Raw genomic sequence first — 24,495 nt, 5'->3', positions numbered from 1 at the left:
CGGGCCCGCCGGTTACGACAGGATGAGCCGGAGGTAACCAGCGTCCGGCGTGCCGAATGCGTTACGTTGCTCCACCGGCGGGGTAGTAGCCGGGGACGGTCGGCGCAGCGGCGCCGGCCGTCGGGGACAAAAAGGCCGGAGCGGGAGGCTGCATGAGCTCGGCCCAGGGGGGCGGGGACGCCGGTCGGCCGTCCTCGGCGGCCGGCGATTCGTCACTTCCGCCGCTGCTGAGCGCCGCGTTCGCGGCCGGCGGTGAGATGGGCGAGCGGCTGCGCGGCTTCGACTGGTCCACCACCCCGCTCGGCACCCCGGACGGCTGGCCCGCCGCGCTCTGCCACGCGGTGAGCACCATGCTCGCCTCCCGCGCCCAGATGGTGGTGTTCTGGGGCGCCGAGCACCTGGCCTTCTACAACGACGCCTACCGGCCCACCATCGGCGACAAGCATCCGGCCGTGATCGGGCAGTCGGCCCGGCTGCACTGGGCGGAGACCTGGGACGTGCTCGGCCCGCTGCTGGACGGCGTACGCGGCACCGGCGTGCCCTACCGGGGTGCGGACCACCCCTTCGTGATCAACCGGCACGGCTTCCTGGAGGACGTCTACTTCGACGTCTCGTACGACCCGATCCGGGAGGCCGACGGCACCGTCAACGGCATCTTCTGCTTCGTCAACGAGACCACCGGGCGGGTGCTCGGCGAGCGCCGGCTGCGGGCCCTGGCCGAGCTGGGCAACGAGCTGGGCGACGTGCCGAACACGCTGGAGCTGGGCCGGGCCGTGACGCGGGTGCTCGACGCGCACCGCGACGACGTGCCGTTCAGCGCGCTGTGGCTGCACGACGCCGACGGCGCCCCGGCGCTGGCCGGCTGCGCCGGCGTCGATCCGACCACCGTCGCCGGCCGGGCCGGCCTGCCTGTCGGCGAGCCACTGACCGAGCCGCGCTGGGTCGCCACCGCCGACCTGCCCGGTCCGGTGCCGCCGGACGCCGCCGACCGGGCGCTGCTGCTGCCGCTGACCGCGACGAACGAGCCGGCCGGCGCGCTGCTGTTGGGCGTGTCCCGCCGGCTGCCGTTCGGCGACGACTACCGCGACTTCGTCGACCTGGTCGCCGCGCAGGTCTCCCGCGCCGTGGGCAAGCTGCGGGCGTACGAGCAGGAGCGCGCCCGCGCCGCCGAGCTGGCCGCGCTCGACCGCGCCAAGACCAACTTCTTCGCCAACGTCAGCCACGAGTTCCGGACCCCGCTGACGCTGGTCCTCGGGCCGCTGGAGGACATGCTCGCCGACCGGGAGTTGCCCGACCGCTACCTCGACCGGCTGACCGTCATGCACCGCAACGGGCTGCGCCTGCTCAAGCTGGTCAACACCGTGCTCGACTTCTCCCGGCTGGAGTCCGGCCGGCTGGCCGCCCGCTACCAACCCACCGACCTGTCCGACTACACCTCCCGGCTGGCCAGCACGTTCCGCTCGGCCACCGAGCGGGCCGGGCTGCGGCTGGTGGTCGACTGCCCGCCGCTGCCGGCGCCGGTCTACGTCGACCGGGACATGTGGGAGAAGATCGTCCTCAACCTGGTGTCGAACGCGGTGAAGTTCACCTTCGAGGGCGACATCGTGGTCCGGGTGCGCGCCGGAGCCGGGTCCGCCGTGCTGGAGGTGAGCGACACCGGCGTCGGCATCGCGCCGCAGGAGCTGCCGCAGGTCTTCGAACGGTTCCACCGGGTGGCCGGCGCGCGCTCGCGTACCCACGAGGGCACCGGCATCGGGCTCGCGCTGGTCCGCGAGCTGGTCGAGATGCACGGCGGCACGGTCACCGCGCACAGCGTCGTGGAACGGGGCACCACGTTCACCGTCACCGTGCCGTTCGGCTACGCGCACCTGCCCGCCGACCGGGTGTCCGCGCTCGCGCCGGTGCCGCTCACCGAGCCGGAGCAGACCCGGCTGTACGTCGCCGAGACGGCGCTCTGGACCGACGAGGTGGCCCGGCCGGTGGGGCTGCCCGAGCCGTCCGGCACGCCGGGCGGCTCCGGCCGCGTCCTGGTCGCCGACGACAACCCCGACCTGCGGGAGCACGTCAGCCGGCTGCTCTCCCCGGCGTACCAGGTGGTGGCCGTGCCGGACGGCGTGGAGGCGTTGCGACTGGCCGTGGACAGCCCGTTCGACCTGGTGCTGACGGACGTGATGATGCCCCGGCTGGACGGCTTCGGGCTGGTCGCCGCGCTGCGCGCCAATCCGGTCACCCGGGGGGTGCCGATCGTGCTGCTCTCCGCGCGGGCCGGCGCGGCGGAGGAGGTGGCCGGCCTGTCGGCCGGCGCCGACGACTACCTCACCAAGCCCTTCTCCAGCCAGGAGCTGGTCGCCCGGGTCCGGGCCAACGTCGAGCTGGGCCAGCTCCGCGGGCAGATCATCCGCCGGCTGCGGGCGCTCGCCGACGCCGCGGTGGCGATCAACACCGCCCGGTCCACCGCCGAGGTGGTGCGGGTGGCCGCCCAACACGCGATCGGCCTGGCCGAGGCGGGCCGGGTGCTGGTGGCCGCCACCGGCGCCCGCCACGAGGAGGACACCGGCGGGGACCTGCCGGCCGAACCGTCCGCGGTGCTGCCGCTCACCGGCACCACCGGCGAGCAGCTCGGCGAGCTGCGGGTGTGGCGTCGGGAGGACGGCGGCACGGAGCAGGCGGCGTTGACCGAGCTGGCCCGGCTGGTCGGCGTACGGCTGGAGAACGCCCAGCTCTACGAGGCCGAGCACCGGATCGCCACCACGCTCCAGCACAGCCTGCTGCCGCGTACGCTGCCGCAACTGCCCGGCGCGCTGGTGGCCAGCCGCTACCTGCCGGGCAGCGCCGACGTGGAGGTCGGCGGCGACTGGTACGACGTGGTGGGCACCCCCGACGACGAGCTGGTGCTGGTCATCGGCGACGTCGTCGGCAAGGGGGTGCGGGCCGCCGCCGCGATGGGCCAGCTCCGCAACGCGCTGCGGGCGTACGTGCTGGAGGGCTACGACCCGGGCGAGGCGCTGACCCGGCTCGACCGGCTGGTGCACTCCACCGGCAGCGGCTCCTTCGCCACCGTGGTCTGCCTCACCTTCTGCCCGCGCACCGGCCGCCTCCGGTACGCCAGCGCGGGTCATCCCTCGCCCCTGCTGATTCGCGGAGACGATGTGGCGTTCCTGCACGACCGGGCCCTCGGACCGCCGGTCGGGGCGATCCCCGGCACCACCTATCCGACCGCCGAGGGTGAGCTCGCGCCCGGCGGCCGGCTGCTGCTCTACACCGACGGTCTGATCGAGGACCGCGAGGAGGGCATCGACGTCGGTCTCCGCCAACTACGGGTCGACGCCGCCGCCGGCGGCGAGCACGTCGCCGACCTGGTGGACGCCGTCGTGGAGCGCGTCGCCGGGCGGCCCCGGCACGACGACGTGGCGGTGCTGGCGCTGGAGGCGGCCGAGCGGAACCGTTTCGCGCTGCGGCTGCCGGCCGACCCGACCCGACTCAGCGTGCTGCGCAAGCGCCTGGAGGACTTCCTCGTCGCCCACCGGGTCGGCGAGACCGACCTGTTCGACCTGACCGTGGCGATCTCGGAGGCCGCCGCGAACGCGATCGAGCACCCGGTCGACCCGGTCGAGGAGTCCATCGAGGTCGACGTCACCATCGCCGGTCGCACGGTGACCGCGACGGTCCGGGACAGCGGCCGGTGGCGCGAGTCCAGCGGGTCGGGGTTCCGGGGCCGCGGGCTGGGGCTGATCCAGGCGCTCGGGGAGATGAGCGTCACCCGGACCGGGGACGGCACCGAGCTGACGCTGCGGCGCAGGCTGACCGACTAGCCGGCCCGGGGCAGCCGGGCGGCGAGGTCGCGCACGGCCGCGTGGTAGGTGTCGTCGAAACGGAACAGGTGCCGTTCGATCGGCGGTGGCACGGTGTCGCCGGGCGCGACGGTCAGCCCCGCGGGGTCGCGCACCAGACGGTCGACGCCGGCGGCGGGATCGTCAGGTGACCCGCCGTCCGGCGGGAAGATCACCCCGCCGACCGGGTCGGTCCGGCGCCACAGGTTGATCCAGCGCCATCGGAGGTCTCCGCCGATGCGGCGCAGCATCGCGTCGTTGACGTACGCGGGAAACACGCGGGCGTAGAGCCGGTGCAGCGGGGACGCGAAGGTGAGCAGCGCGACCCGGGAACGCGCGGACGCGGGCAGTTGCAGCGCGGTCACCGCCGCGAGCACGCTGCCGTGACTCTGCCCGGCCAGGACGACGGTGTGCCCGGCGGCGATGAGGTACCGGACCCGTCGGGTGAGGTCGGGCACCGCCCGTTCCGAGTAGCAGGGCGCGGCGAGCGGATGGGCGCCCCGGGGCCAGAAGGTCGCCAGCTCCCACAGGATGCCGATCAGGCGGATGCCTCTCGACCGGTAGGCGAACAGGCCGAAGACACCCAGCAGGAGAGCGAAGGCGCCGATCAGGTAGGCGCCGAGGTCGGTGACGAAGATGACGGGCCGGGCGAGTGACTCGCCGACGAGCAGGCGGGCCAGGTCGCCGGGACCGTCGTGCAGGATCGCCGACCCGGCGGCGCCGAGCGAGATCGTCGCCAGGGTGGCGTAGGCGGCCGGGGCCAGCGGCCCGAGCTTGTCGGCGAGTTGCGCCGACACGATCGCGTCGCGTGCGGCGTGTACCCGGACCGGGGGAGCCTTGTCCGCCTCGGCGTACTCGGCCCGCACGAACCGCATGGCCGCGGTCCGGCGTGCCGACCGCCGCCACAGTCGGCGCGTCAGGACGACGGCCGCCGCGAGGATCACCGCCAGGAAGAACCCCAGTGCCGCCCAGCGGAAGGCCACCGGCGGGGTCAGGGGCGGCGCGCCCGGCGGCGTCGGACGCGCGGGCGTGGGGCTGGACCCTCGGTCGAGGTAGTCGGCGGAGAGGTAGACCACGCCCGAGGAGTAGGAGACCGCGAACCCGATCGCGACGAGGATGAGCACCGGCGCCGCGAGCCCGCGCAGGACGGTGGAGCCGGTGACGTGGTGCCGGCGGGTCACCACGACCAGCGCGACGAGCCCGGTGAGCAGCACCATCTGGCTCACGTAGACGATGGCGACGAGCACGTCGTAGCCGGGCAGGTTGTCCGCGGCGGCCCAGGAGTCGCGGGGTACGAGTGAGTAGGCGAGAACGGCGGCGGTCAGGACTCCTGACGAGCGGGCCAGCGTTCGGGTCGCCGTGTCGAAGCGGGGCGTGCTGGTGCGACGTTCGATGCCGGGCAGGCAGCAGGTGACCAACGAGGCCGCGAGCACGACCAGCACGGCGGCGAACAGGAGATAGCCGGTGGGCCGGCGGTCGTGCGGCACCAGCGCGCTGAGCACGGCGATGTCGAGTGTCCCCAGGGCCGCCACCAGATGCACGGCGCGCAGATGCCGGACCAGGCTGCGGTTGTCCCAGAACGCCGGGTCGTCCAGGCTCTCGATCTCGGAGTCGCCGTCGTCGGGCGCGGCGGTCTCCGGAAGCTGCCACGTCCGGCGACCCAGGCGCCACAGTCCGGCGATCGCCGCCAGCGGGAGGAGGGCGAGGATGGCGAGTTCCCAGCCGGCGGGCAGACCGGCCAGCCAGGAGACGAAGCGGCGGTTCTCGTAGCAGCGCGGATAGCTCAGGCACTGCCAGGCGACCAGATCGAGCGCCACGCCGACCACTGCCAGCACGTACATCGTGGTCAGCGAGACGGACAGGAGCCGGACCAGGGCCCGCGCCGGCGCGCCCGCGCGACCGGTCAACGGCAGGGCCCAGAGCGCGACGTTGCCGAGCATGAACGGCATCAGCAGCACCAGCGAGAACGTCCGCCCCGCCGTGCCGCCGGTCAGCCCGTTCCACCGGTACGCCTCCAGGCACGCGGCCCCGGGGGGCGCCGGGTCCTCCGGTCCGGCTCCGGGCCGGTAGAAACCCGCCTCGGCGTCGCCGGCGACGAGGTGGGCGGCACGCTCGCCCAGAATCCGGTCGGAGCTGCGACCTCCCACCCCGTGCACCCGTAGCTCGATCATCGCCACCCGGTCACCGCTCCCGTGTCGAGGACGCGGGTGCGTACCCGGTCCCGGCCGAGTCATGTCGGGTCGGAGGCGGTGGTCGATAGCGCGTTTCGCCGGGCTCGGCGGAACACAGGCCGTAGCGTGTTCGGTGATGAGAAGAGGATCCGGGTGAGCACGACCCGGCGTCGCACCCACGATCCGGTCGGCGCGACCTGGGCGGCGGTCCGGCGTACCGGCTCCGCCACGGCCCACGACCGGGTGGTACGACTCCGGCTGAGCCTGCTCGTGGCCGTCCAGTCGGGGGTGGCCGCGGCCGGCGCGTGGTGGATCGCCAACGACGTGCTGGACAATCCGCAGCCGTTGTTCGCGCCCGCCGTCGCGGTCGGCACCATCGCCAGCTCGGTGGGTCAGCGCTTCCGCCGCACGCTGTTCCTGGTCGCCGGGGTGGCGGTCGGGATCACCCTGGGTGATCTGCTCGTCTCCTGGGTCGGGCAGGGGCACGTGCAGATCGGCGCCATCGTGGCCGTGTCGATCCTGTTCGCCGTGCTGCTGAGCGGCGAGGGCTCATTCGTGACCCAGGTGGGCGGCAGCGCCATGGTGATCGCCGTGCTCTCACCGGCCAACACGGCTCTCGCGCTGCCCCGCTTCGTCGACGGCGTCGTCGGCGGCGTGGTGGGGATCCTGGTCGCCCTGGTGGTGCTGCCCCTGCACCCGATCCACCGGATCCGGCGGGCCGGCCGGCCCCTGCTCGACCACATCGCCACCGAACTGAAACGGCTGGCGGAGGCCGCCCGCACGCGCGACGCCGAGGTGGCCAAACAGGCTCTCGACACCCTGCGCGGCGTCGACACCTCGGACCTGCAGACGGCGCTGTCGGCGGCCGTCGAGGTCGTCCGCATCTCGCCCCTGCGGTGGCACAACCACAACTCGCTGGAGGGCTGGCGACACGGGGCCGGGCTGATGATGCGGTCCCTGCTACAGACCCGCGACCTCGCCCTCAACCTGGAGACCGCGCTCCGCCGCGACGAGCCGGTCCCCGCGCCGCTCGCGGCGGCCGTCGACGACCTGGCCGAAGCCGTCCGGCACGTCGGCGTGGAGTGGTCGCCGTCCTCCGGCCGGCCGTCCCGCTCGCAGCGCGCGGCGCTGACCGCGATCCGCCGAGCCCAGGAGGCGCTCACCGCCGACCTGCGAATCGGCGGCGTCAACGTGGCGAACGACATCAGCATCATCGCCGTGAACACGATCCGGGCGAGCGGGGTGAGCAAGCAGGACGCCGAGGAACTGCGGCGGAACCTCGCCCCCGACGCCACGAGGGACGCCGGTGGACCGGAGCCGCGTCACCCGCCGGCGGCGTCGGGGCCGCCGCCCGCGCACGGCGCGGGCGAGCAGCCCTGAGTCAGGCGTCGGCCAGCCACTCCTGCTCACCCAGGCCGGAGATCTCCAGCACGCGCCGGACCTGCCGCGACGGCAGCACGGTGAGCGCGGCCGGGAACCGCTGGGCGAGCCGGACCACCGCGTGGATGGCGGCCGAGTCGAAGAACGTGACCGCCCGCAGGTCGAGCAGGAGCCGGGTGGCGGGCTCGCGCAGCGCGGTCTGGAACATGGTGTCGGCGGTCGCCATGTCGACCTCGCCGGTGACCAGCACATGACGGTGGTCGCCGTCACCCTGCGCCGTCACGGAGAAGACGGGCGGCGCACCCCCTTGATCCACGCAGCAACAATGGCACAGCGTTTGCGGCGCGGCAACAACCTCCCCACCGAGCCGTGGCGAGGCCGTCGTCGGAGGCGGCGATAGGCTGACGACATGACCGTCCGTGCGCCGCTGACCCCCGGCACGCTCTCCCCGTGGCGAGCGGTTCCCGCCCACATCCCGCGCCCGGAGTACGTGGGCAAGAAGCGCCCGCAGGAGTGGCGCGGGTCGCACGTGCAGACACCGGAGACCATCGAGAAGATGCGCGTGGCCGGCCGGCTCGCGGCCCGGGCCACCCAGCTCGCCGGGGAGCACTGCAAGCCCGGGGTGACCACCGACGAGATCGACCGGGTGGTGCACGAGTTCCTCTGCGACCACGGCGCCTACCCGTCGACGCTCGGCTACCGGGGCTTTCCCAAGTCCTGCTGCACCAGCCTCAACGAGGTGATCTGCCACGGCATCCCCGACACGACGGTGCTCCAGGACGGCGACATCATCAACGTCGACGTCACGGCGTTCCTCAACGGCGTGCACGGCGACACCGACGCGACGTTCTGCGTGGGCGAGGTGAGCGAGGAGGCCCGGCTGCTGGTCGAGCGGACCCACACCGCCATGATGCGCGGCATCAAGGCGGTCGCGCCGGGCCGGCAGATCAACGTCGTCGGCCGGGTGATCGAGTCGTACGCCAAGCGGTTCGGCTACGGCGTGGTCCGCGACTTCACCGGTCACGGCATCGGCGAGGCCTTCCACAGCGGCCTCTACGTGCCGCACTACGACAGCCCGCGCCCCACCGACCTGATGGAGCCCGGCATGACGTTCACCATCGAGCCGATGATCACCATCGGCACCCACCAGTACGACGTGTGGGACGACGGCTGGACGGCCGTCACGAAGGACCGGAAGTGGACCGCGCAGTTCGAGCACACCATCGTCGTGACCGACGACGGCTACGAGATCCTGACGCTGCCGTGACCGAGACCCCGGCGGCGCTGCGCGAGGCGCACCACGCGGACGTGTCCGGCGGCTGGCTGCGGCCGGCCGTCTTCGGCGCGATGGACGGGCTGGTCACGAACATCGCGTTGATCGCCGGCGTCGGCGGTGGCGGGGTGTCGCCGCGCAGCGTCGTGCTGACCGGCGCGGCCGGCCTGGTCGCCGGCGCCATCTCGATGGGCCTGGGCGAGTACACCAGCGTCCGGTCCGCCAACGAGCAGGTCGCCGCCGAGGTGGCCAAGGAACGGCGTGAGCTGGAGCGGCACCCGGAGGCGGAGGCGCGTGAGCTGGCCGACGCCTGGGTGGCCCGCGGCCTGCCCCGTGAGTTGGCCACCCAGGTCGCCGAGGCGGTCCGGCGTAACCCGGAGGAGGCGCTGCGCGTGCACGTCCGGGAGGAGTTGGGCGTCGACCCGGACGACCAGCCCAGCCCGTGGGCGGCGGCGATCTCGTCGTTCGTCTGCTTCTCGATCGGCGCGCTGGTGCCGTTGCTGTCGTACCTGCTCGGGTTCACCAGCCTCTGGCTGGCGCTCGCCGTCGGCGGGGTGGGGCTCTTCGTCGCCGGCGCGATCGTGGCCCGGTTCACCTACCGCTCGTGGTGGACAAGCGGCCTGCGGCAGTTGCTGCTCGGCGCGCTGGCGGCCGGCGCCACCTACCTGATCGGCACCCTGATCGGCGTCGGCGGCGTCAGCTGACACCCACCCCACCCACCCCACCCACCCCACCCCCCACCCCCACCTCCGCGCGCTGATTCACGGAAAGCGTGGGTATCGGGCGCGACATGACCACGCTTTCCGTGAATCAGCGCGGATCGGGGGAGGGGGTGCGGGCGGGTGGGGACGGATCAGGTGGTGGGGACGAGACGGAAGACCTTGATCTCGCGGCCACCGGCCCGCTCGACGTACGTGCGGTAGGCCGGCCACTCCTGGGCCAGCCGGTCGAACAGCCGGTCCCGGTCGGCGCCGGTCACCTGCTCGGCGCGCACCGGGATCCGGCGGCCCCGGACGTCGACCTCGGCGGACGGCTGGGCCAGCAGGTTGAACGTCCACGACGGCTGGTGCTGCTGCCCCCAGTTGGAGCCGATCACCACGAAGGCGTCGCCGTCCGGCACGTAGAGCAGGGGGTTGCTGCGGGGCCGGCCGGAGCGGCGGCCGGTGGACGTCAGCACCAGCGTGGGCACCAAACCGAACGCGACCACCCGCCCCTTCGTCAACCGGCCGACCAGCCGGTCGGCGGGGACGAGCACGCGCATGGTGGCGGCGAACCACCGCTGGTGACCGAGGTGGCGGGCGAGGGATCCCAGGGCGGACACTCGCCAAGTGTGCCGCGCCCACCGGCCGTCGTCACCCCCTGAGCCACCCCGACGGCCGGCCGGCGGTCAGTCGAGGCGGCGTTCGACGGGCAGGCGCGAGCGGGTGAGCAGAGCCGCGCCGAGCATCGCCACCAGCGGCACCACCACCAGCACCGCCATCGTGAGACCGGGCACGGTCATCGGGTACGGCGGCTGCACCGGCCAGGACTGCGCGTACCGCTGGTTCAGCGAGGCCAGCACGACGGCGGCCGAGCCGAGCCCGGCCACGATGCCCAGCGCCGAGCCGAGCACCGCGATCACCCCGGCCTGGCAGAGCGACAGCACCCGGCGTACCCGCGGATCGGCGCCGACCGCCGCGAGCGTGGACAGGTCCCGACGGCCCTCGGCGGCGGCCAGGCCGGTGGCGACCGCGGCGGCGCCCAGCGTGATCACCCCGGAGGCGGCGGCCAGCAGGAGCAGCAGGGGACGCTGGTCGGTCGGCGGGTCGGCGGTCGACACCTGGACTGACGCCGGCACCCCCGCGGACAGCTCGTCGACCAGCCGCTCGCGCTGCCCGTCGGTGGGCGGGTCGGTGGTGTCCAGCAGGTAGCCCAACGGCGCGGCCACCAGGCCGAGCGCCCGCGCGGCGGTGGGGGAGATGACCAGCCGGTCCACCGGAAGGCCGCCGCGCAGCGGGTACCCGGGCAGCAGGCGGGCCGCCGACGGGGCGCCGGAGCTGTGGCTCACCTCCACCCGGACCCGTCCGTCCACCACCTGGCGAGGGTCGGTGACCACCACGCCACCCGCGGCGAGCGTCCGGCGCGCGGCGGCCACCTCGTCGGCCGGCGCGCCGGTGAGCGCGGCCAACACGTCACCGTCGTCCACGATGGCCGGCAGCGAGATGTCGTTCGGTTCCCGGAACGGCTGTCGGCAGCGGGGATCGTCGCGGGCCGAGGCGGGAGCCATCTCGAACGGCTCGTACCGGCAGCGCTCCTCGGGCGGACGCACCGCCAGGGCGACGCAGTAGTCGTCCGGGGCGGCCGGCCGGGCGCACTCGGGAATGGCGAGTCCCGCCACGCCAGCGGCGGGCAGCACGGCCCGGACCCGTTCGGTGACGGCGGCGAGCGTCGGCTGCGGGTTCCCATCCCGGTCGGCGAACTGGACCAGCGCGTGCCCCGGTGGCAGGCCGGGTTGCCACGCCGCCCGCTGCCGGGCGTCGTCGCTGGCCACGTAGACGCCGAGCGCGACGCTGCCGGCGACCGCCGCCATCACGGCCGAGATGGCCGGCGCAGCCGACGACCGGTTGCGGCTGGCGTCGCGCAACGCGAGCCGGGGCGTCAGCGGCAGCAGCCGACCGGCCCGAGCCAGCAGCCCGACCAGCGTCGGGGTGCAGAAGACCAGCCCCAGCTCGCCGAGGGTGACGCCGGCCAGCACCCCGGTCGGCGAGGTCTGGGAGGCGGCGAACGCGGCCAGGGCGGTGCCGAGGACGGTGAGCAGCGCGCCGAGCAGCAACCAGCGTCGGCGCGGCCGGGGCGCCGCGCGCCGGCCGGCCAGGCCGGCCACCACGTCCTGCCGGGCCGCGGTCCAGGCCGGCGCGAGCGCCGCCAGCACACCGGCCAGCACCGCGACCGCGGCGATCGCGGCCAGCGCGCTGGGAAAGACGCGGTACGCGCCGAGGCGCTCGTGGATCAGGTACTGCTCGACCAGCGGCCGGCCGGCGAACGCCGCCCCGACGCCGAGCAGCAGCCCGAGGGCCGCCCCGCCGGCGCCGAGCACCACCCCGTCGGCGAGCACGATCCGGCGCAGGTGGGCGGCGTCCCCGCCGGCCACCGCGACCAGCGCGAGATCCCGCCGCCGCCGGCGTACGCCGACCGCGAAGGCCGGCCCGACCAGCAGCACCACCTCCAGCAGACCCAGGCCGCCGACCAGCACCGAGACGCCGGCCTCCTCGGCGTCCGGCACCGGCGCGCCGGTGTCGAACTCCTGCCGGCCGGGCAGCGGGGACCGGGTGGACACCTGGATGCCGCGGGCGTTCAGCCGGTCGGCCAGCGCCTCGTCCATCGCCCCGGGCAGGTCCACCAGCCAGCTCTCGTCGGTGGGCGGGCCGTCCGGGGCGACACCGGAGAGCGTCACCACCTCGCCCAGGTTGTCCGGGAACTCGACCACCCCGACCACCCGGTACGGCGTGCCGTCGGTGGTGCGTACCGGCTCCCCGGGACGGGTGTCCAGCCGGCGTTGCGCGGCCGGGCTGACCGCGATCTCGTCCGGGCGCACCGGCGCCCGGCCCGCCCGGAGCGTGGCCAGCGGACGGGCGAGCGGGTCGGTCAGGTCGAGCGCGCGCGCCTCGAACGACACCGTCCGGCGGCCGAGTGGCGTCTCGAACGGCATCCACCGCCGGACCCGGAGGACCCGGCTGCCGGCGGGCAGGAGCGCCCGCAGCTCGTCGGCGGTGACCGGGCGGGTCCGGGGCACCGGGTCGCCCTCGACCGGCCAGGAGTTGTCGCCCCACCGGTCCTGCGTCACGGGGGTCAGGTTGTTCCAGCGCAGCTCGGCGTCGGCCGCGCCGAGCCGGCGGTCGAGCTGTTCCGAGCGGGTCAGCTCGGACATGTCGTAGCTCACCGCGGCGAAGCTGAGTCCCAGCACCGGCAGCGCGATCATCACCAGCACCAGCAGGGTGCGGCGGCGGGAGCGGCGGGCCTCCCGGCGGGCGATCCGCAGCGCGGTGCGCCACGACCCCCGGGCCGCGGCGAGCCGGCCGGGGCTCACCGTTCGCTGCCGCTGAGCAGGTGCTCGATGCCGACCAGCGGCGCGGTCGAGTCGACGAGCACCCCGTCGCGGAGGAAGACCACCCGGTCCGCCCAGCCGGCGTGCCGGGCCTCGTGGGTGACCAGCACCCCGGCCGCGCCGTCGTCCACCCGGCGGCGCAGCAGGTGCAGCACCGCCTCGCCGGCCTGCGAGTCCAGCGCGCCGGTCGGCTCGTCGGCGAGGACCAGCCGGCGCTCGCCGACCAGGGCCCGGGCGATCGCCACCCGCTGCTGCTGACCGCCGGACATCTGGTCGGGGAAGCGGTCCGCCTGCCCCGCGACGTCGACCTCGCGCAGCGCGGCCAGGGCCAGCCGGCGGGCCGCCCGCACCCCGGTGCCGTCCAGCTCCAGGGGCAGCGCCACGTTCTCCACCGCGGTCAGGCTGCCCAGCAGGTTGAGGTTCTGGAAGACGTAACCGATCCGGCGGCGGCGCAGGCGGGCCAACTCGCGGGCCGGCAGGCCGCCGAGCGCCTCGCCCTCGACCAGCACCTCACCGCCGGAGGGCCGGTCCAGCCCACCGGCCAGCGCCAGCAGGGTGGACTTGCCGGACCCGGAGGGGCCCATCACCGCCACCAGCTCGCCGGCCGCCACGGTGAGGCTGACGCCGCGCAGCGCGTGCACGGCGGCCTCGCCCGCGCCGTGCGTCCGGTGCACGTCGCGTAGTTCGAGCACTCCGCTCATCGTCGCGGGCCTCCCGTGTCCCGTCACCGGCGGGCCTCGTCACCGGCCCGGTCCACCGCCTCGGGGTGGGCGACCGGCCGGCCCGCCGTCGGGCGGTGGCGGACCAGGCTGGTCTCGCAGTGGTCGAGCCACCGCACCTCGGCCTCGGCCTGGAAGATCATCGCGTCCAGCACCAGCCGCCAGGGCAGATCCTCCGGCTTGTCGCTGGTGTACTTCAACCGGGTGAACTCCTGCAACGCGCGCATGGTGGCGCTGCGCTGGGTCTGCACCACCGCCCGGACGTCCACCCCGGGTGTGGTCAGCGCCAGCGCCAGCTTGATCGACAGTTCGTCCCGGGGCCGGTCGGCCCGGCTGATCGGCGTGGCGAACCAGAGCGCCAGGTCGGCCCGCCCGGCGTCGGTGATCTCGTACGGCCGCTGCCCGCTCTCGTTCTCCGGCAGCGGGCGCACCAGACCGTCACGTTCCAGTCGGGCCAGCGTGGTGTAGACCTGCCCGATGTTGAGCGGCCACGTCGAGCCGGTCGACTCCTCGAACGCGGCACGCAACTGGTAGCCGTACATCTGGCCACGTTCGAGGAGGGCGAGCAGGCCGTGGCGGATGGACATGGCCTGGAGTATGCATACCTGGTATGCGCGCCGCAACCGGAAGGCTCCACCCGGTGACCACCGTCGCGCTCAGGCCGGTCGACCCGGGAACGGCACGGTGACCGGGCTCACCCCCGCCGTACGCCGCCAGCGGGTGGCCCGCAGCGCGCAGTCGGTGAGCGCGGCGAGTGCCGTGTTCCGGTCCGCGCCGGTGGTGTGCGGCAGCGCGGCCCGCCAGTGACCGGCCGTCCGTTCCTCGACCTCCACGGCCAGTTTGAGCGCGGTCGTCCGGTCGGTCACCGGGTAGGGCAACGCGTAGCCGGCCCGGTCCGCCGGCACCTGCCCGGCCCCCTCGGCGAGCTGGAGCAGCAGCGCGTCCCGGCGGGCCCGGTGCGCCGCCTCGGCGGCACGGGCGGCCGAGCGGGCCGCGTCGGTGAGGTGCACGCCGATCACCCCGTACGCCCAGACCGCCGCGTACTCGGCGGCGAGCGCGTCACCGAGCGCCCGGGCCGGGCCGTTGCCCGGTCCGTTGCTCGGGTCCACGCGGTACCCGGCGGGCATGGCCACACGGCCCTCGCTGCGCTCGGTGCGTTCGCTGATGCGGTGCTGGCTGGGCATGCGCTCACGGCCCTCGCGTTGCTCGGTGCGTTCGCTCATGCGGTGCTGGCTGGGCATGCGCTCACGGCCCTCGCTGCGCTCGGTGCGTTCGCTCATGCGGTGCTGGTCGGGCATGCGCTCACGGCCCTCGCGTTGCTCGGTGCGTTCGCTCATGCCAGCGCCTCCACGTGGGTGGCCCGGGCCGCGGCGATCGAGCCGAGCAGCGCCGCCCGGTCGGCGGGCGCGGTCGCGCCGGCCTTGGCGGCGTTCGCGTGGCCCCGCTGCTCGGCCCGGCGCAGCTCGGCGAGCAGGGCGTCCGGAGCGCCGGCCGGTGTCCCGGACGCCGGGCCGGTCGGGCCGGTGGGCGTCGTCCCCGAGGGCGCCGGCCGGCCGATCACCCGGCGCAACTCGTCGGCGTGTGCCCGGTGCGCGTCGGCGATCGGGGTGAGCCGCGCGGCCAGCGTCGGCGCGGTCGCGGCGGCGGCCCGGTGCCGTGCCTCCAACGCGAGCGCCTCGGCCGCCAGCGGCTCCAGCGCGTCCGGCGGCGGTGGCTCGTCGTCGCGGTCGAAAGGATCACAACCAGTCAGCGGCACGGCCGCGCCACCGAGCGCCACGAGCGCGCCGGCACGCAGCAGGCGACGCCGGGAATGCCCCGCTCCGCCCTGGTCGGATGGTGTTCTGCCGGTCCCCACCGGACAAGTCAACACCATCCCCGCCACCCCGTGGGGCAGCCTCCTCGGTGCGCCGCCCGGGCCGCCACCCGGCCCAGGCGTTACGCTCTGCGCAGCCACCGGGCGCGAACGCCCCGGTGGCGTGCCGGCATTGCGGGTCGACCGCGCACGCCGGCCCGGACGAACCCGGCCCCGAGGGGCCGTGGCAACAGCAGAGAGGTGCGCGGAATGACGCAGCGTGGCCGTGCCACCCGGTCGTCCGGGCCCGCCGGGCGGCCCCGCCGGTCCGACGGCCCCCGCGGTCCGGAGCGGGGCGGCGCACCCCGTGGCGACCTCGCCGCCCGCCGGGCCCGGCTGCGCGAGGTGATCGAGCCGGTGGTCACCGCCGCCGGCTACGACCTGGAGGATCTCTCCGTCTCGCGGGCCGGACGCCGGCACGTGGTCCGGGTGATCGTGGACGCCGACGGCGGGATCAACCTGGACGCCGTCGCGGACGTCTCCCGGGCCGTCTCCACCGCGCTGGACGCCGCCGAGGAGGCCGGTGGCGACATCGTCGCCGGCGAGTACCAGCTCGAGGTCAGCTCGCCGGGCGTGGACCGCCCGCTCACCCTGCCCCGACACTGGCGGCGCAACGTCGGCCGGCTGGTCAAGGTCACCGTCCGCGGCGACGCCGGGGACCGGCAGCTCACCGGCCGGGTCACGGCCGCCGACGACGAGCGCGTGACGCTGGAGACCGACGCCGGCTCCGCCGCCCATCCGTACGCCGAGCTCGGGCCCGGCCGGGTCCAGGTGGAGTTCTCCCGCCTGGACGACCTGGCCGACGCCGACCTCGACGACGACACCGACACCGACACCGACGACGAAGATCTGGAGGACGAGGAGAGGTGAACATCGACCTCGCGGCGCTGCGCGCCCTGGAGCGCGAGCGGGAGATCCCGTTCGACACGATCCTCGCGGCGATCGAGACCGCGCTGCTGACCGCGTACCGGCACACCGACGGCGCCGAGCCGCACGCCCGGGTGGAGATCGACCGTAAGAGCGGGGCCGCCTCGGTCTACGCGCAGGAGATGGACGACGACGGCACGGTCACCCGGGAGTGGGACGACACCCCGCACGACTTCGGCCGGATCGCCGCCATGACCGCCAAGCAGGTGATCCTCCAGCGGCTGCGGGAGGCCACCGACGAGGTGCACTTCGGCGAGTACGCGGGCCGCGACGGTGACCTGGTCACCGGCGTGGTGCAGGCGCACGAGGCCCGCAAGGAGAAGGGCATCATCAGCGTCGACCTGGGCAAGCTGGAGGGCGTGCTGCCGCAGTCCGAGCAGGTGCCGGGGGAGGACCCGCAGCACGGCGAGCGGATCCGCTGCATCGTCGTGCACGTCGCCAAGGGCATGCGCGGGCCGCAGATCACGTTGTCCCGGTCGCACCCGGCGCTGGTGAAGAAGCTCTTCGCGCTGGAGGTGCCGGAGATCGCCGACGGCACGGTGGAGATCGGCGCGATCGCACGTGAGGCAGGTCACCGCACCAAGATCGCCGTACGCTCCACCACGCCCGGCGTGAACGCCAAGGGCGCCTGCATCGGCCCGATGGGGCAGCGGGTCCGCGCGGTGATGAGCGAGCTGCACGGCGAGAAGATCGACATCATCGACTGGTCGGACGACCCGGCCACCTTTGTCGGCAACGCGCTGTCGCCGGCCAAGGCCCTGCGGGTCGAGGTGGTCGACCTGGCCAGCCGTGCCGCCCGGGTCACCGTGCCGGATTTCCAGCTCTCGCTCGCGATCGGCCGGGAAGGGCAGAACGCCCGCCTGGCGGCCCGGCTGACCGGTTGGCGCATCGACATCCGCTCCGACGCGGAGTCCTCCGGCGCCGCCGGCCGCAGCGGAGCCGATCAGGTACCGGAGCCGGGCGGCGCGATCTCGAGCAGCTAGGGGTAGACTTTCTCAGTGGCACGACGCGAGCTGCCGGAGCGCACCTGTGTGGGCTGCCGGAAACGAGCGCCGGCCAGCGAGTTGTTGCGGGTCGTCGCGGTCGGTGACGAGGCTGGTCAGACCAGTCTCCGGCCCGATCCGGCCCGCAGACTGCCGGGTCGGGGAGCGAACATGCACCCCAATCCGGCCTGCTTCGCACAGGCGGTGCGGCGCCGCGCCTTCGGGCGGGCACTGCGCGTCGCCGGGGTCCCCGACCACGGCGCGCTTGCCGAGCACGTCGACGCGCAACCCCCGACGAGCGGTCAAACCCGACCGGTCGCGGGTCGCTAGCAAGGTAGGACGACCGACATGAGCACACGATGAAGTCGCAGAAATGACCAGGCTTCAAGTGCACGAGTGAGGTCGCTGCGGGTGCTGCCCGCACGACCTCGGAGTGAGGAGTGCAGTGGCAGGAAAGGCCCGCGTACACGAGCTTGCCAAGGAGCTCGGGGTCGAAAGCAAGACCGTTCTCGCCAAGCTCAAGGAGATGGGCGAGTTCGTGAAGTCCGCCTCCAGCACCGTCGAGGCGCCTGTCGCCCGACGGCTGCGGAACGCGTTCGTGGCGTCCGCCGGTTCGCCGGCGCCCGCCGCCCCGCCGGCTGCCGCGTCCAGCGGCCCGGCACCGACCCCCACGCCCACCCCGACCCCGGGTGCCCCCCGGGTCTCGGCCCGTCCGATGCCGCCCCGGCGGCCGGCCGCGCCGACCCCTGGACCGCGGCCCAAGGGCCCGGTCCCCGGCCCGCCGCAGCCGGCGACCCCGGTCGCCAAGCCGGCGAGCGCGCACGACATCGAAGTGGCGGCCGCGGAGGCACGCGCCGCCGCGCTGAAGGCTGAGCAGGAGGCCGCGGTCAAGGCCGCCCAGGCCGCCCGCCAGCAGCAGCGAGAGACCCCCCGCCGGGAGCCCCCGGCCGAGGGCGGTCCCCGTCCCGGCCCGCGTCCCGGCCCGAACGCCATGCCGCCGCGTCCGGGTTCCCCGGCCGCGCGTCCCGGCGGTCCGGGTCAGGGCCAGGGTCAGGGCCCCGGTGCCCGGCCGGGCGGTCGCCCGCCGGCGCGTGGCGCCGGCAACAACCCGTTCGGCATCCAGGGCGGCCAGCAGCGTCCCCCGGCCGCCGGTGCGGGCGGTCCCCGTCCCAGCCCGGCCGGCATGCCGCCGCGGCCCAGCCCGGCGTCCATGCCGCCGCGGCCGAGCCCGGCGTCCATGCCGAGCCAGCGTCCGACCACCGGTCGCCCCGGCGGTCCCGGTGGCGGTCGTGGCGGCCCCGGCGGCGGCGCGGGCCGTCCCGGCGGCGGTGGCGGTGGCTTCCGCGGCGGTCCCGGTGGCGGCGGCGGTGGCGGTGGCTACCGCGGTGGCCCCGGTGGCGGCGGCGGTGGCGGTGGCTTCCGTGGCGGTCCCGGCGGTGGCGCCGGCGGCGGTGGCGGCGCGCCCGGTGGCGGTTTCCGTCCCGGTGGCGGCGGTGGCCGTCCGGGTGGCGGCGGTCGCGGCCGTGGCGGTGGCGCGGCGGGTGCCTTCGGGCGTCCCGGCGGTCGGCCGACCCGCGGTCGCAAGTCCAAGAAGCAGCGCAGACAGGAGTTCGACAACCTGTCGGCCCCGACCATGTCCTCGGGTGCGCCCCGCGGTCAGGGTCAGGTCGTCCGGTTGTCCCGTGGCGCCTCGCTGTCGGACTTCGCCGACAAGATCAACGCCAACCCGGGTTCGCTGGTCCAGGAGATGTTCAACCTGGGCGAGATGGTGACCGCGACCCAGTCCTGTTCCGACGAGACCCTGCTGCTGCTGGGTGAGCACCTCGGCTTCGACGTGCAGATCGTCAGCCCGGAGGACGAGGACCGCGAGCTGCTCGCGCAGTTCAACATCGACCTCGACGCCGAGGTCGCGGCGGACCGCCTGGTCAGCCGTGCGCCGGTGGTGACCGTCATGGGTCACGTCGACCACGGTAAGACCAAGCTGCTCGACGCGATCCGCAAGGCGAACGTCGTGGCCGGCGAGGCGGGTGGCATCACCCAGCACATCGGCGCCTACCAGGTCCACGTCCCGCACGAGGGCGAGGACCGCGCGGTGACCTTCATCGACACCCCGGGTCACGAGGCGTTCACCGCCATGCGTGCCCGTGGCGCCCAGGTGACGGACATCGTGATCCTGGTGGTGGCGGCCGACGACGGCGTGATGCCGCAGACCATCGAGGCGCTCAACCACGCCAAGGCGGCGGACGTGCCGATCGTGGTCGCGGTCAACAAGGTCGACAAGCCGGAGGCGAACCCGGACAAGGTCCGCCAGCAGCTGACCGAGTACGGCCTGGTCGCCGAGGAGTACGGCGGCGACACCATGTTCGTCAACGTGGCCGCCAAGCCGGGCATCGGCATCGAGGAACTGCTCGAGGCCGTCCTGCTGACCGCCGACGCGTCGCTGGAGCTGACCGCTCCGATCGACGGGCCGGCGCAGGGTGTGGCCATCGAGGCGCACCTGGACAAGGGCCGCGGCGCGGTGGCGACCGTGCTGGTGCAGAAGGGCACGCTGCGGGCGGGTGACTCCATCGTCGCCGGTGGGGCGCACGGCCGGGTGCGGGCCATGCTGGACGAGAACGGCAAGCCGGTCGACACGGCCGGGCCGGCGCGTCCGGTCATGGTGTTGGGTCTGACCACGGTGCCGGGTGCGGGTGACACCTTCCTGGCCGCCGAGGACGACCGCACCGTGCGGCAGATCGCCGAGCAGCGGCAGGCACGGCGGCGGGCGGCGTCGTTCGCCAACTCCCGTGGCCGGGCCACCCTCGAGACGCTCATGGAGCAGCTCAAGGAGGGCGAGAAGACCTCGCTCAACCTGGTGCTCAAGGGCGACGTCTCCGGTTCCGTGGAGGCGCTCGAGGACGCGCTGTTCAACCTCGACATCCCCGAGGAGGTCCAGCTTCGGATCATCCACCGGGGCGTGGGCGCGATCACCGAGAGCGACGTCATGCTCGCGAGCGCCTCGTCCGAGGCGGTCACGATCATCGGCTTCAACGTGCGGGCCGCCAACAAGGTCCGCGAGATCGCCGACCGCGAGGGCGTGGAGATCCGGTACTACACGGTCATCTACCAGGCCATCGAGGAGATCGACGCCGCGCTCAAGGGGCTGCTCAAGCCGGAGTACGAGGAGGTCGAGCTGGGCACCGCGGAGATCCGCGACGTCTTCCGCTCGTCCAAGATCGGCAACATCTCCGGCTGTATCGTCCGGTCCGGCCTCATCCGCCGCAACGCCAAGGCGCGGCTGCTGCGGGACGGGTCGGTCGTGGCGGACAACCTCACGATCAGCTCGCTGAAGCGGTTCAAGGACGACGCGACCGAGGTCCGCGAAGGCTTCGAGTGTGGTCTGACGCTGGGCGGTTACAACAACGTCCAGGTCGGCGACATCATCGAGACCTTCGAGATGCGGGAGAAGCCGCGCGCCTGAGTGGTGTGCACGACCGGTCGACGGCCGGGGCCTTCGGGCCCCGGCCGTCGCCGTTTCCGCAGGCTGAGACAATCTCCGGCGTGATCGGGTACGCACTGCTTCTCGCCCCCTCTGCCAACCGCGTCTACGCCGACGCGGCGGCCCGGCTGGCCCGCGCCGAACTGGCCGTGTTCGCCGGCTCGGGCGTGCTCGACGCGCCGCCGTCCGACGCGGAGGTCACCCGCCTCGGCGGAGTGGAGTACCTGACGTTCACCGCGCCCGCACCCGGCCTCGGCGCACGGGACCTGGCCCACCTGGCGAACCTGTCGGCGGCGTACGCGCTCTTCGAGCGGGTCGGCGACGACCTGCTCCGGCCAGTGCCGCTGCACCCGCTGGCCCGGTACGACTCGGACCTGATCACCATCCCGAAGTACGCCGGCAAGACCAACGAGCAGTTCACCCGGCTGCTGCTCAACGTCACGCTGCTCGCCTCCGCCGCCGCGCCCCGGATGCTCGACGGCGGGCTGGTGGTGCTGGACCCGCTCTGCGGCCGGGGCACCACGCTCAACCAGGCGCTGATGTACGGCCACGACGGCATCGGCATCGAACGCGACAGCCAGGACGTGGAGGCGTACGCGGCGTTCCTGCGTACCTGGCTGCGCCGTAAGCGGCTCAAGCACACGGCGGAGACCACGTCGGTGCGCCGGGACCGCAAGCTGGTCGCCCGCCGCTTCGAGGCGGTGCTCTCGCCGTCGAAGGACGCGCACCGGGCCGGCGCCACCCAGCGGATCGTCGTGCTGAACACCGACACCACCCGGGCCCGCGAGGTGCTCCGTCCCCGCTGCGCCGACGTGCTCGTCACCGACGCCCCGTACGGGGTGGCGCACGGCAGCCGCACCGGCCAGGGCCTGTCCCGCAGCCCGCTGGAGCTGCTCACCGCCGCCGTGCCGGTGTGGCGGGAGCTGCTGCGGCCGGGCGGCGCGCTGGGGCTGTCCTGGAACACCCACGTGGCGCCGCGCGCCGCGGCCGAGGCGGTGCTGACCGACGCCGGCCTGCGCGTCGTCGACGGGCCCGGCTGGCGTGACCTGGTCCACCGGGTCGACCAGGCCATCGAGCGGGACGTGCTGGTCGCGGTCGCGCCATGACCGGGGGACCGGCGGCGGTCACGTCTCATCCGGGTGACCGGCGGTGGTCACGTCTTATCCAGGTGACCGGCGGTGGTCACGTCTTATCCGGATGACCGGCGGCGTCCCGGCGCGTACCGTTGCTCGCCGTGTATACCGGAACCGCGCTGTTCGACCTGTTGCTGCCGGGTGACTCCCGGTCCCTGAAGGCCAAGCGGTCCTACGTCCGGCCGATCGTCGCCGCGCTGCGCAAGTTCGAGGTCTCGGTCGCCGAGGTCGGCGCGCTCGACCTGCACGGCCGGGCCGAGATCGGGGTGGCCGTGGTGGCCGCCGAGCCGGCCCACGTCCGCGAGGTGCTCGACTCCTGCGAGCGGATGGTCGCCGCCCGCCCGGAGACCGAACTGCTGTCGGTGCGCCGCCGTCTGCACGGCGCGGACGACTGACCCGGCCCGCGTGGCGGCCCCAGCCCGCGTGGCGTTCGGCGGCCCGCCCCGGCCCGCGTGGCGTTCGGCGGCGGCCCGCCCCGCGTGGCGTACGGCGGCGGCCCGGCCGCGCCGCGCGTCGCCCGGCGGGGCGCGGGTAATGTTCTTCGACGTTGGGCGGTCGGACCCGGCGGCGCCCGGCGCTGTCCGTTTCCGGCCGGCGGCTCCCGGTCGCGACGCGATCCGGAGCCGGAGGTGACAGTGATCTGGAGGTGGGGGACATGTCGGATCCGGCCAAGGTACGCCGGCACGCGGAGCGCATCCGCGAACTGGTCGCGTCGGTGGTGCGGAGCCAGATCAAGGATCCCCGGCTCGGCATGATCACGATTACCGACGCCCGGATCACCGCCGACCTGCGCGACGCCACCGTCTTCTACACCGTGCTCGGCGACGCGGCGGCCCAGGCGAGCACCGCCGCCGCGCTGGAGAGCGCCAAGGGCATGCTGCGCAGCACCGTCGGCAAGGCACTCGGCCTGCGGCACTCGCCGACGCTCACCTTCGTGCTCGACGACGTGCAGAACCAGGTCAAGCACATCGACGACCTGCTCACCGCCGCCCGCTCCGCCGACGCTGAGGTGCAGCGGCTGGCCGCCAATGCCGCGTACGCGGGCGACGCCCAGCCGTACCGCGTCGAGGAGGACGACGCCGACGCGGAGGGTGACGACGACGCCGACGCCGAGGGTGGCTCCCCGGCGGGCGACGCGCCGCGCGGCGGCGACCGCCGGTGACCGAGGCCGTCCCGGGCGGCGGGCCGGTCACCGCCGTGAGCGGCGCGCCGGCCCCCGCCGGTCCCACCGACGCCGACTGGTCTGCCGCCGTCGCGGCGGTGCGGGGCCTCCACCCGGACGCGCGGGTGCTGCTGATCTGCCACGTCAACCCGGACGGGGACGCGCTCGGCAGCATGCTCGGCTTCGCGTTGGGCCTGCGCCGACTCGGGGTACGCCACCTCCAGGCGACGTTCCCCGGGCCGGCCGGTGTGCCGGAGCCGTTCCGCTGGCTGCCCGGCGTCGAGCTGCTGGTGCCGCAGGACGACGCGGATCCGGCACCGGACCTGGTGATCTGCTTCGACGCGGCGAGCGCGTCCCGGCTCGGCGACCTGGCCGACCGGCTGGACGGGGCGGGCACGTCGCTGGTGCTGGACCACCATGCCTCGAACACCGGCTTCGGTGACGTCAACCTGGTGGACCCGCATGCGGCGGCCACCTCCGTGGTGGCGCTGGGGCTGCTGGACCGGCTCGGCGTTCCGCTGGACGCGGCCACGGCGACCGGCCTCTACGTGGCACTGACCACCGACACCGGCTCGTTCCGGTTCGAGGCGACCACGCCGGCCGTGCACGAGATGGCCGCGCGCCTGCTGGCCACCGGCATCCGCCCCGGCGACATCTCCCGGCGGGTCTTCGACACCCGCCCGTTCGGCGCCGTCCGCCTCTTCGGCGAGGTGCTCGGCCGGGCCACGTTGGAACCCGCCGCCGCCGACGGGCACGGCCTGGTCTGGACGTACGCCACCCACGACGACCTGGTCCGCCACGACCAGCCGGCGTACGTGTTGGAGGCGCTCATCGACTCGGTCCGCTGCACCGCCGAGGCGGACGTGAGCTGCGTGCTGAAGCAGTCCGGGGACGACGAGTGGGCGGTCTCGATGCGCAGCAAGGGCGCGGTGGACGTGAGTCGGGTGGCGGTCGGCTTGGGCGGCGGCGGACACCGCTTCGCGGCCGGTTTCACCGGTCGTGGCCCGCTCGACGTCGTGATCGGCAGCATCCGCGCCGCACTCACCCCCGCCGTGCTGACCGCCCCACCCGCCTGACCACTCCGTCCCGCCGCCCCGCCCGGTCCCGCCCCACCCCGCCCCGCCCCACCCCGCCCCCGACCTTCCCTGCGTCGATCTTGCGTTTGCTGCCCCTGGAACGTCGGTTTCGCACCGATTGGGCGGTCCGTATCTGCAAGATCGGCGGCCGGGGTGTCGGGGCGCTCCCGCGTGGGGTGGGATGTCCGGTTTCGGGGTGGTGGGCGGCACGCTGGCGGCGGAATCGTCGACGGGGTGGCGGCGTTGTATCCCGGTGCACGGCCGAGGAAGGTAAGCGGCCCCCGCCGCCGGCCCCCGCCCGGGAATGACGGTGGGTCTCCGGTCGTTGCACTCACTTCCGGCGCCGCGATTGAGGCCCCCGCCCCGCGAGCAGCCAGAACTTGTCTTGTGCGCCTGACGGTGCCCGCACCCCCCGGGTGCGTTGACC

At 74.5% G+C, this 24,495-nt stretch carries 19 protein-coding genes and 1 pseudogene; 12 read left to right on the top strand and 8 right to left on the bottom strand.

Going from position 1 to position 24,495, the window contains the following annotated elements; all coding sequences use genetic code 11:
- Window positions 1-152 precede the first annotated feature (152 nt).
- On the top strand, window positions 153-3,812 hold the full coding sequence (locus ACIA6B_RS19520; RefSeq protein ID WP_396775104.1) for a SpoIIE family protein phosphatase: 3,660 nt from the start codon (window positions 153-155) through the stop codon (window positions 3,810-3,812).
- Here ACIA6B_RS19520 and ACIA6B_RS19515 read toward each other — a convergent pair.
- Window positions 3,809-6,007: a hypothetical protein gene (locus tag ACIA6B_RS19515; RefSeq protein ID WP_396775102.1), complete on the bottom strand. Its 2,199-nt coding sequence runs from the start codon at window positions 6,005-6,007 to the stop codon at window positions 3,809-3,811. The two genes, ACIA6B_RS19520 and ACIA6B_RS19515, sit on opposite strands and share 4 nt — an antisense overlap.
- 147 nt (window positions 6,008-6,154) lie before the next feature.
- Between ACIA6B_RS19515 and ACIA6B_RS19510 the strand changes: the two genes are divergently transcribed.
- Window positions 6,155-7,381, top strand: coding sequence for an aromatic acid exporter family protein (locus ACIA6B_RS19510; protein ID WP_396775100.1), 1,227 nt, complete (start codon window positions 6,155-6,157; stop codon window positions 7,379-7,381).
- Between the two features lies 1 nt (window position 7,382).
- On the opposite strand, the gene ACIA6B_RS19505 is transcribed toward ACIA6B_RS19510, so the two are convergent.
- A complete protein-coding gene (locus ACIA6B_RS19505) occupies window positions 7,383-7,697 on the bottom strand; it encodes an STAS domain-containing protein (RefSeq protein ID WP_396775098.1) in 315 nt (104 codons plus the stop codon).
- A 93-nt stretch (window positions 7,698-7,790) separates the two neighbouring features.
- On the opposite strand from ACIA6B_RS19505, the gene map reads away from it, so the two are divergent.
- Both map and ACIA6B_RS19495 read left to right on the top strand, forming a co-directional pair.
- Complete coding sequence (map, locus tag ACIA6B_RS19500) at window positions 7,791-8,648, top strand: type I methionyl aminopeptidase (RefSeq protein WP_396775096.1); 858 nt, start codon at window positions 7,791-7,793, stop codon at window positions 8,646-8,648.
- Window positions 8,645-9,358 (top strand): VIT1/CCC1 transporter family protein, encoded by a 714-nt coding sequence (locus tag ACIA6B_RS19495; RefSeq protein WP_396775094.1) that lies wholly within the window; start codon window positions 8,645-8,647, stop codon window positions 9,356-9,358. Before map ends, ACIA6B_RS19495 begins: the two co-directional genes overlap by 4 nt.
- 149 nt (window positions 9,359-9,507) lie before the next feature.
- Here the strand turns inward: ACIA6B_RS19495 and ACIA6B_RS19490 are convergent, their stop codons facing one another.
- The 6 genes from ACIA6B_RS19490 to ACIA6B_RS19465 all read right to left on the bottom strand — a co-directional run bounded on the left by ACIA6B_RS19490 (window position 9,508) and on the right by ACIA6B_RS19465 (window position 15,255).
- Entirely contained in the window at window positions 9,508-9,975 is a 468-nt protein-coding gene (locus tag ACIA6B_RS19490) for a nitroreductase family deazaflavin-dependent oxidoreductase (protein WP_396775092.1), read from the bottom strand.
- A gap of 66 nt (window positions 9,976-10,041) precedes the next feature.
- Window positions 10,042-12,720, bottom strand: a complete 2,679-nt coding sequence (locus ACIA6B_RS19485; RefSeq protein ID WP_396775090.1) for an FtsX-like permease family protein — start codon at window positions 12,718-12,720, stop codon at window positions 10,042-10,044.
- Window positions 12,717-13,439: an ABC transporter ATP-binding protein gene (locus tag ACIA6B_RS19480; protein WP_396775089.1), complete on the bottom strand. Its 723-nt coding sequence runs from the start codon at window positions 13,437-13,439 to the stop codon at window positions 12,717-12,719. Before ACIA6B_RS19480 ends, ACIA6B_RS19485 begins: the two co-directional genes overlap by 4 nt.
- 23 nt (window positions 13,440-13,462) lie before the next feature.
- A complete protein-coding gene (locus tag ACIA6B_RS19475; RefSeq protein ID WP_281935567.1) occupies window positions 13,463-14,044 on the bottom strand; it encodes a PadR family transcriptional regulator in 582 nt (193 codons plus the stop codon).
- Between the two features lie 69 nt (window positions 14,045-14,113).
- Window positions 14,114-14,584 carry a ferritin-like domain-containing protein gene (locus tag ACIA6B_RS19470; protein WP_396775469.1) on the bottom strand — a complete coding sequence of 157 codons (471 nt, stop codon included), beginning with the start codon at window positions 14,582-14,584 and terminating at the stop codon, window positions 14,114-14,116.
- 206 nt (window positions 14,585-14,790) lie between these two features.
- Window positions 14,791-15,255 carry a hypothetical protein gene (locus ACIA6B_RS19465; protein WP_396775467.1) on the bottom strand — a complete coding sequence of 155 codons (465 nt, stop codon included), beginning with the start codon at window positions 15,253-15,255 and terminating at the stop codon, window positions 14,791-14,793.
- Between the two features lie 264 nt (window positions 15,256-15,519).
- On the opposite strand from ACIA6B_RS19465, the gene rimP reads away from it, so the two are divergent.
- From rimP to ACIA6B_RS19425, 8 genes and pseudogenes are all read left to right on the top strand, one after another.
- Window positions 15,520-16,179, top strand: coding sequence for a ribosome maturation factor RimP (gene rimP, locus ACIA6B_RS19460; RefSeq protein ID WP_396775087.1), 660 nt, complete (start codon window positions 15,520-15,522; stop codon window positions 16,177-16,179).
- Window positions 16,176-17,219, top strand: a complete 1,044-nt coding sequence (nusA, locus tag ACIA6B_RS19455) for a transcription termination factor NusA (protein ID WP_396775085.1) — start codon at window positions 16,176-16,178, stop codon at window positions 17,217-17,219. The genes rimP and nusA overlap by 4 nt, the downstream gene beginning before the upstream one ends.
- A gap of 15 nt (window positions 17,220-17,234) precedes the next feature.
- Window positions 17,235-17,571: pseudogene (locus ACIA6B_RS19450) on the top strand (YlxR family protein).
- 93 nt (window positions 17,572-17,664) lie between these two features.
- Complete coding sequence (infB, locus tag ACIA6B_RS19445) at window positions 17,665-20,679, top strand: translation initiation factor IF-2 (protein WP_396775083.1); 3,015 nt, start codon at window positions 17,665-17,667, stop codon at window positions 20,677-20,679.
- A gap of 80 nt (window positions 20,680-20,759) precedes the next feature.
- Window positions 20,760-21,803 (top strand): TRM11 family SAM-dependent methyltransferase, encoded by a 1,044-nt coding sequence (locus ACIA6B_RS19440; RefSeq protein WP_396775082.1) that lies wholly within the window; start codon window positions 20,760-20,762, stop codon window positions 21,801-21,803.
- Between the two features lie 128 nt (window positions 21,804-21,931).
- On the top strand, window positions 21,932-22,225 hold the full coding sequence (locus ACIA6B_RS19435) for a DUF503 domain-containing protein (RefSeq protein WP_107156020.1): 294 nt from the start codon (window positions 21,932-21,934) through the stop codon (window positions 22,223-22,225).
- 260 nt (window positions 22,226-22,485) lie between these two features.
- On the top strand, window positions 22,486-22,992 hold the full coding sequence (gene rbfA, locus ACIA6B_RS19430; RefSeq protein WP_396775080.1) for a 30S ribosome-binding factor RbfA: 507 nt from the start codon (window positions 22,486-22,488) through the stop codon (window positions 22,990-22,992).
- 35 nt (window positions 22,993-23,027) lie between these two features.
- The gene (locus ACIA6B_RS19425) at window positions 23,028-24,068 is read left to right on the top strand and encodes a bifunctional oligoribonuclease/PAP phosphatase NrnA (RefSeq protein ID WP_396775465.1); all 1,041 of its coding nucleotides are present in this window, start codon (window positions 23,028-23,030) and stop codon (window positions 24,066-24,068) included.
- Window positions 24,069-24,495 lie beyond the last annotated feature (427 nt).

The organism is Micromonospora sp. NPDC051141 (assembly GCF_044455765.1).
Taxonomy (GTDB): Bacteria; Actinomycetota; Actinomycetes; order Mycobacteriales; family Micromonosporaceae; genus Micromonospora.
The sequence above is the reverse complement of the archived record's forward strand: the minus strand, read 5'-3'. Positions and strand labels throughout refer to the sequence as shown.